The sequence below is a fragment of the Acidovorax sp. genome, from assembly GCF_046314175.1.
GTDB lineage: Bacteria > Pseudomonadota > Gammaproteobacteria > Burkholderiales > Burkholderiaceae_C > Acidovorax.
The window spans coordinates 1-5107 of record NZ_JBKBXG010000167.1; the positions used below are offsets into that span (position 1 = coordinate 1).

Sequence of the window (5107 nt, forward strand, 5' to 3'; positions counted from 1 at the left end):
GCTGTCGGGTTTTATCTCCCGCACCGACATCCTGCGCGCGGTGGCGGCGGACCCACCGCTGGATTTGTGGAGCGGGCCTGCGATGGCGCTGTAGCGCAACCCATCCTGCACGGCGACAAAACAGGATTCAAATCAGGCCCTAGCGCTTATCCATCAAGCGCTAACAGCTATCAATTAAGAAGCAAAAACCAACGAACACCTTCCCATGAGGTGCCCGCTGCCCCAGATCAATGCCCCGCAGGCCCGGTCTCTGGCGTGCGCTCGGTGATGCTCAAGCCGGTGGTCGCGTCGATTTTGAGCCCCTTGGGCAGCGGGAACTTGATGGTTTCCTCGATGCCCGCCATGGTGCGTACCGACACAGCGCCCAGCGCCTTGATGCGGTCGATGACCTGCTGCACCAGGATTTCCGGCGCCGAGGCTCCGGCGGTCAGCCCCACGCGGGCGAGGCCATCAAACCACTCGCCCTTCAGCTCGTCGGCGCTGTCCACCATGTAGGCGGTGGTGCCCAGCTTGGCGGCCAGCTCGCGCAGGCGGTTGCTGTTGGAGCTGGTGGGGCTCCCCACCACGATCACCACATCCACCTGCGGACTCAGCACCTTGACGGCATCCTGGCGGTTCTGGGTGGCGTAGCAGATGTCCTGCTGCTTGGGCTCGCGCACGCTGGGAAAGCGCGCGCGCACGGCGGCAGAGATTTCGGCCGCATCGTCCACGCTCAGTGTGGTCTGCGTGACCACGGCCAGCTTCTCGGTCTGCCGCGGCTGCACGCGCGCCACGTCTTCCACGTCTTCCACCAGATGGATGCCCTGGTCGAGCTGGCCCATGGTGCCTTCGACCTCGGGGTGGCCCTTGTGGCCGATCATGATGAATTCGTAGCCCTCCTTGGCGAGCTTGGCGACCTCGACATGCACCTTGGTCACCAGCGGGCAGGTGGCGTCAAAAATGCTGAAGCCACGCGCCACGGCCTCTTGCTGCACGGCCTTGCTCACGCCATGGGCGCTGAAGACCAGCGTGGCGCCGGGCGGCACGTCCGACAGCTCTTCGATGAAGATCGCGCCCTTGGCCTTGAGGTCGTTCACCACATAGGTGTTGTGCACGATCTCGTGGCGCACGTAGATGGGGGCGCCAAATTTCTGGATGGCGCGCTCCACGATCTCGATGGCGCGGTCCACCCCTGCGCAAAACCCGCGCGGCTCGGCCAGAAGGATTTCTTGCGGTGCCTGCATCACAGGATCCCGATCAGTTGCACTTCAAAGGTCACGGGCTGGCCCGCCAGCGGGTGATTGAAGTCAAACAGCACCGCGCCATCTTCACGCACTTGCTGCACGGCGCCTGCGTAACTGCCCTGGCCATCGGGCGTGGGGAACTGCACCACATCGCCCACGTTGTATTTTTCGTCGGGGTCGCCCAGCTCATTCATCAGCTTGCGCGCCACCCACTGCTGCATGTCGGGGTTGCGCTCGCCAAAGGCCTCGCCCGCAGGCAGCTCGAAGATGGTGCGCGTGCCTTCGGCCAGTCCGAGCAGGCGCTGCTCCATGGCGGGCGACAGCTCGCCGGTGCCCAGCGACAGGGTGGCGGGTTTGTCGGTAAAAGTGTTGATCACATCCCCCGCCGGACCGGCCAGGCGGTAGTGCAGCGTGAGGAAGGAACCCGGCTGAACAGTGGGAAGGGAGGTGGAAATAGAGGTCATGAGAGTCCCGATAAACTGCCGCGATTGTAGAAAACCGGGCAAACCCCTACCGCCGCCACCGCTGCTGGCGCGTCCCACCTCCTCTTCCATGGCCATCAAAGACCTGCCCGCCGATGCACAGCCCCGCGAAAAACTGCTGGCGCGCGGCCCTGCCGCCCTGGCCGATGCCGAGCTGCTGGCCATCCTGCTGCGCACCGGGATCGTGGGCAAGGGGGTGCTGCAGATGGCGCAGGAGCTGCTCGACCCGCCCGGCATCGACCCGGACACGGGCGCCATCACCGGCGGTTTTGGCGGCATTGCCGGCTTGCTGCACACCAGCGCGGCCGACCTGGAGCGCATCAAGGGCCTGGGCCCCGCCAAGCGCGCCGAGCTGGTGGCGGTGCTGGAGCTGGCCCGCCGCGCCCTGGCCCAGCAACTGCGCGAACGCGAGGTGTTTGACTCACCCGACACCGTCAAGCACTACCTGCAGCTGCACCTGGCGGCCAAGGGGCACGAGGTGTTTGCGGTGCTGTTCCTCGATGCGCAAAACCGACTGCTGGCGCTGGAGGAGCTGTTTCGCGGCACGCTCACGCAGACCAGCGTGTACCCGCGCGAGGTCGTGCTGCGTGCCCTGCACCACCAGGCCGCCGCTGTGGTGCTGGCCCACAACCACCCCAGCGGGAGTGTGGAGCCCAGCCGCGCCGACGAGGCGCTGACCCAGACCCTGAAGACCACGCTGGCACTGGTGGACGTGCGCGTGCTCGACCATGTGATCGTGGCGCCCGGCCAGGCGCTGTCGATGGCCGAAAAGGGCCTAGTATGACTGCGCCTGCGCCCGCACCGGCCCATCCGACGACGGCATTACACGCCGCGCTGGCACGCGCTGCGCGCGGCTCCGAAGGCCCTATGGGCGCCGCCCAGCCTGCCCCTGCCCCCACCACCACCGCCGTGCCCCGGTCCGCCCGGCGCGCAGGTTTGGCCGACAAGAAGGCTGCGGCCAAGGCGGCGATGCGGCCTGTCCGTCATGCCCCCGCGCCGCCCGCCATCGGTGACAACCCGGCACCGCCCCGACGCCGCGCACCACCTGCCCCTCGCCGGACAGGCGAACGCATCACCCAGCTGCAGGACCTGGCCACCGTGGCCCGCCGCCTGCGCGAGGACCAGGAGCGCCGCGAGGCCGAAGACAAAGCCCGGCGCGAAGCAGCAGCCCGGGCCGAGGCCGAGCGCCACCTCTTCAGCCGCAGCGTGGGCCCCGTCACGCCGCTGCGCAACCCCAACGTGGCGCGACTAAGCAAGCACCACCCCCCGCCGCTGCCCGTGCAGCACTGGCTGGACGAAGAGCGCGTGCTGCGCGAATCCATCAGCGACGACTTTGACGTGACCACGCTGCTGGACACAGACGACCAGTTGAGCTTCCGCCGACCCGGCATCGGCGTGGAGGTAACGAGCCGCCTGCGCGTGGGCCACTGGAGCATCCAGCGCCAGTTGGACCTGCACGGCCTGCGCGTGGACGAGGCGCGTGAGGCGCTGGGCGACTTCATCCGCCACGCCCACAAGACCGGCCTGCGCTGCGTGCGCGTGGTGCACGGCAAGGGCCTGGGCTCACCGGGAAAGAGCCCGGTCCTCAAAGGCCGGGTGCACAGCTGGCTGGTTCAGAAGAACGAAGTCCTGGCCTTTGTGCAAGCCCGGGGAGACGAAGGTGGAGCAGGCGCCCTGGTGGTGCTGCTCCGTTCAGCGCGAAAAATGTTACAAAAATAGCGTCTAGCGCTTTATGGGCAAGCGCCAAAAGCTATATATTTGATAGCAAAAATTCCCACATCATCCCAACGCTACGCGTCGGGAATTGGGCCGCGTGGCGAAGCGTCCGGTCAAAGCTGATTGCTCTCCACCCGAACGTAGCAAAAGGGGATGGCGCTGTGGGCAGGGATTCGCATACCGACCAGGCACTGGGGCAAGGTGTTAGGCGGCACGATGGTGTACCCGGACGAAGCCGCCTGAATGCTCACGATGATCACGTCCTTGTCCCCGGAGTTGTAGACCACCTCGTCAATATCGGGCGGGAAGTTGTACGAAGACCCGATGTAGTTGGCTGCATCAATGCTGCCATTCGAGTACGCATTGCGTGCACCAAAGACGCTGCCCAGCACCAGGGTCACCCCCACGGCTGCCGCCAGCAGCGAGTAGAACCTGCCGCTCTGCCCCTGGCGCCTGAAGGCATGCCAAGCCAGCAACCCCAGGGTGGCCACCAAGGCCAGCATCCCCCACTCAGACAACGTCGGGATCGAGGACGCCAGTGCAAAGCTAATGACTCCGCCGGAAGCTGGCTGAGCCAGCGCCGCCCCAGAGAAAAACAACCCCAGCCCTGCACAGGCCCAGCGGCGAATAGCGGTTCGGTTCATAGCGACTCCAAAAAAGAGAATTGGGGGGCGATGAGGGTCGAATAGGAGCCTGCTCCGCCTATGGCAGTCACTCTAACACGTAACACTTTGTCTCCAAGAGCGGTATTTGTGTCCGTCCAGACTTACTTCGAGAGGTCTATCGCGTACTTCGACGTGCCCTTGCCCGATCCATCATCGGCCGCCAGCAGCGACACATTGGCCAGCCCGCCCGCCTGCGCCACGCTCAGCGCATTGGCGCCCGAGCTGAACACCACCGGGCCCGCTACCGTGGCCTTGGCAAAGCGCCAGCTCTTGGCCGCGCCGTTGGCCACGCGGGTTACCGCCGGGTTCTTGCGGATGTAGTCAATCACCACATCCCGGTTCGCATCGGGTGAGGCCCAGATCGTGCCCGAGCCATCGAGCTTGTCGATAAAGCTCTTGCCGCTGGTGGCGCGGTAGTTGTTGGTGGAAATCACGAACTCCTGCGCCACATCGATGGGCTTGCCCAGGTAGGTCAGGTTCTTGATGCGGCTGCCTACGGGCTGGGTGACGTCGATCTCATACTGCATGTCGGCGGTGGTGAACATGTCGAAGTTGTAGCCCGGGAAGGTGCTGATGAGCTGCTGCTCGGTGGTCTTGGCCGGGTCGATCTGGTTGAAGCGCTTGGCAGCTGCCTCCAGCCAGTTCTTGATGTCGCCACCATTGACCTTCACCGCGTACACCGTGTTGGGGTACAGGTAAAGGTCGGCTGCGTTGTTGATGGCCAGCGGGCCCACGGCCACGTCGGTGTAGTCGGCGCCGCCCTGGAAGCCGCTCTTGAACGGCGCACTCACCGACAGCACGGGCAGCTGCGCATACTGCGACAGGTTGGCCTTGACATAGGCCGCCACATAGGCCTGCTGCGCCTGGTTCACGATCTGAATCGCGCCCGGGTCACCCACGTCGGCAAACAGCGTGCTCATGCGGAAGTCGGTCTGGCCGATGGGCGTCTTCACGTACTGGATCGCGGCCTGGTGCTGCGTCTCGATCAGCGGGGCGATGGCAGGGTCGGCATCCACGGTCA

General features: G+C 65.4%; 6 protein-coding genes and 1 pseudogene. 3 read left to right on the forward strand and 4 right to left on the reverse strand.

The window, feature by feature from the left end; all coding sequences use genetic code 11:
- Positions 1 to 94, forward strand: a pseudogene (locus tag ACK4OE_RS25055) (histidine kinase); the annotation flags it as partial.
- A 133-nt stretch (positions 95 to 227) separates the two neighbouring features.
- Here the strand turns inward: ACK4OE_RS25055 and ispH are convergent.
- Both ispH and ACK4OE_RS25065 read right to left on the reverse strand, forming a co-directional pair.
- On the reverse strand, positions 228 to 1223 hold the full coding sequence (gene ispH, locus ACK4OE_RS25060; protein ID WP_409889139.1) for a 4-hydroxy-3-methylbut-2-enyl diphosphate reductase: 996 nt from the start codon (positions 1221 to 1223) through the stop codon (positions 228 to 230).
- Positions 1223 to 1687 carry a peptidylprolyl isomerase gene (locus ACK4OE_RS25065; protein WP_409889140.1) on the reverse strand — a complete coding sequence of 155 codons (465 nt, stop codon included), beginning with the start codon at positions 1685 to 1687 and terminating at the stop codon, positions 1223 to 1225. Before ACK4OE_RS25065 ends, ispH begins: the two co-directional genes overlap by 1 nt.
- A gap of 88 nt (positions 1688 to 1775) precedes the next feature.
- Here ACK4OE_RS25065 and radC point away from each other — a divergent pair, with 88 nt between their 5' ends.
- Together radC and ACK4OE_RS25075 are read left to right on the forward strand one after the other, a co-directional pair.
- Entirely contained in the window at positions 1776 to 2489 is a 714-nt protein-coding gene (radC, locus tag ACK4OE_RS25070) for a JAB domain-containing protein (RefSeq protein WP_409889141.1), read from the forward strand.
- A 185-nt stretch (positions 2490 to 2674) separates the two neighbouring features.
- On the forward strand, positions 2675 to 3424 hold the full coding sequence (locus ACK4OE_RS25075) for a Smr/MutS family protein (protein WP_409889143.1): 750 nt from the start codon (positions 2675 to 2677) through the stop codon (positions 3422 to 3424).
- Positions 3425 to 3534: 110 nt separating this feature from the next.
- Here the strand turns inward: ACK4OE_RS25075 and ACK4OE_RS25080 are convergent, their stop codons facing one another.
- Positions 3535 to 4065, reverse strand: a complete 531-nt coding sequence (locus ACK4OE_RS25080; RefSeq protein WP_082437687.1) for a midcut-by-XrtH protein — start codon at positions 4063 to 4065, stop codon at positions 3535 to 3537.
- Positions 4066 to 4187: 122 nt separating this feature from the next.
- Positions 4188 to 5107: 5'-nucleotidase C-terminal domain-containing protein (locus ACK4OE_RS25085; protein ID WP_409889142.1), on the reverse strand; the 920-nt coding region annotated here is incomplete at its 5' end.

Excerpts from the sequence above, each read along its gene's own strand:
- ispH (WP_409889139.1), bottom strand. The coding sequence starts at position 1,223 with ATGCAGGCACCGCAAGAAATCCTTCTGGCCGAGCCGCGCGGGTTTTGC.
- ACK4OE_RS25065 (WP_409889140.1), bottom strand. The coding sequence starts at position 1,687 with ATGACCTCTATTTCCACCTCCCTTCCCACTGTTCAGCCGGGTTCCTTC.
- radC (WP_409889141.1), top strand. The coding sequence starts at position 1,776 with ATGGCCATCAAAGACCTGCCCGCCGATGCACAGCCCCGCGAAAAACTG.
- ACK4OE_RS25075 (WP_409889143.1), top strand. The coding sequence starts at position 2,675 with ATGCGGCCTGTCCGTCATGCCCCCGCGCCGCCCGCCATCGGTGACAAC.
- ACK4OE_RS25080 (WP_082437687.1), bottom strand. The coding sequence starts at position 4,065 with ATGAACCGAACCGCTATTCGCCGCTGGGCCTGTGCAGGGCTGGGGTTG.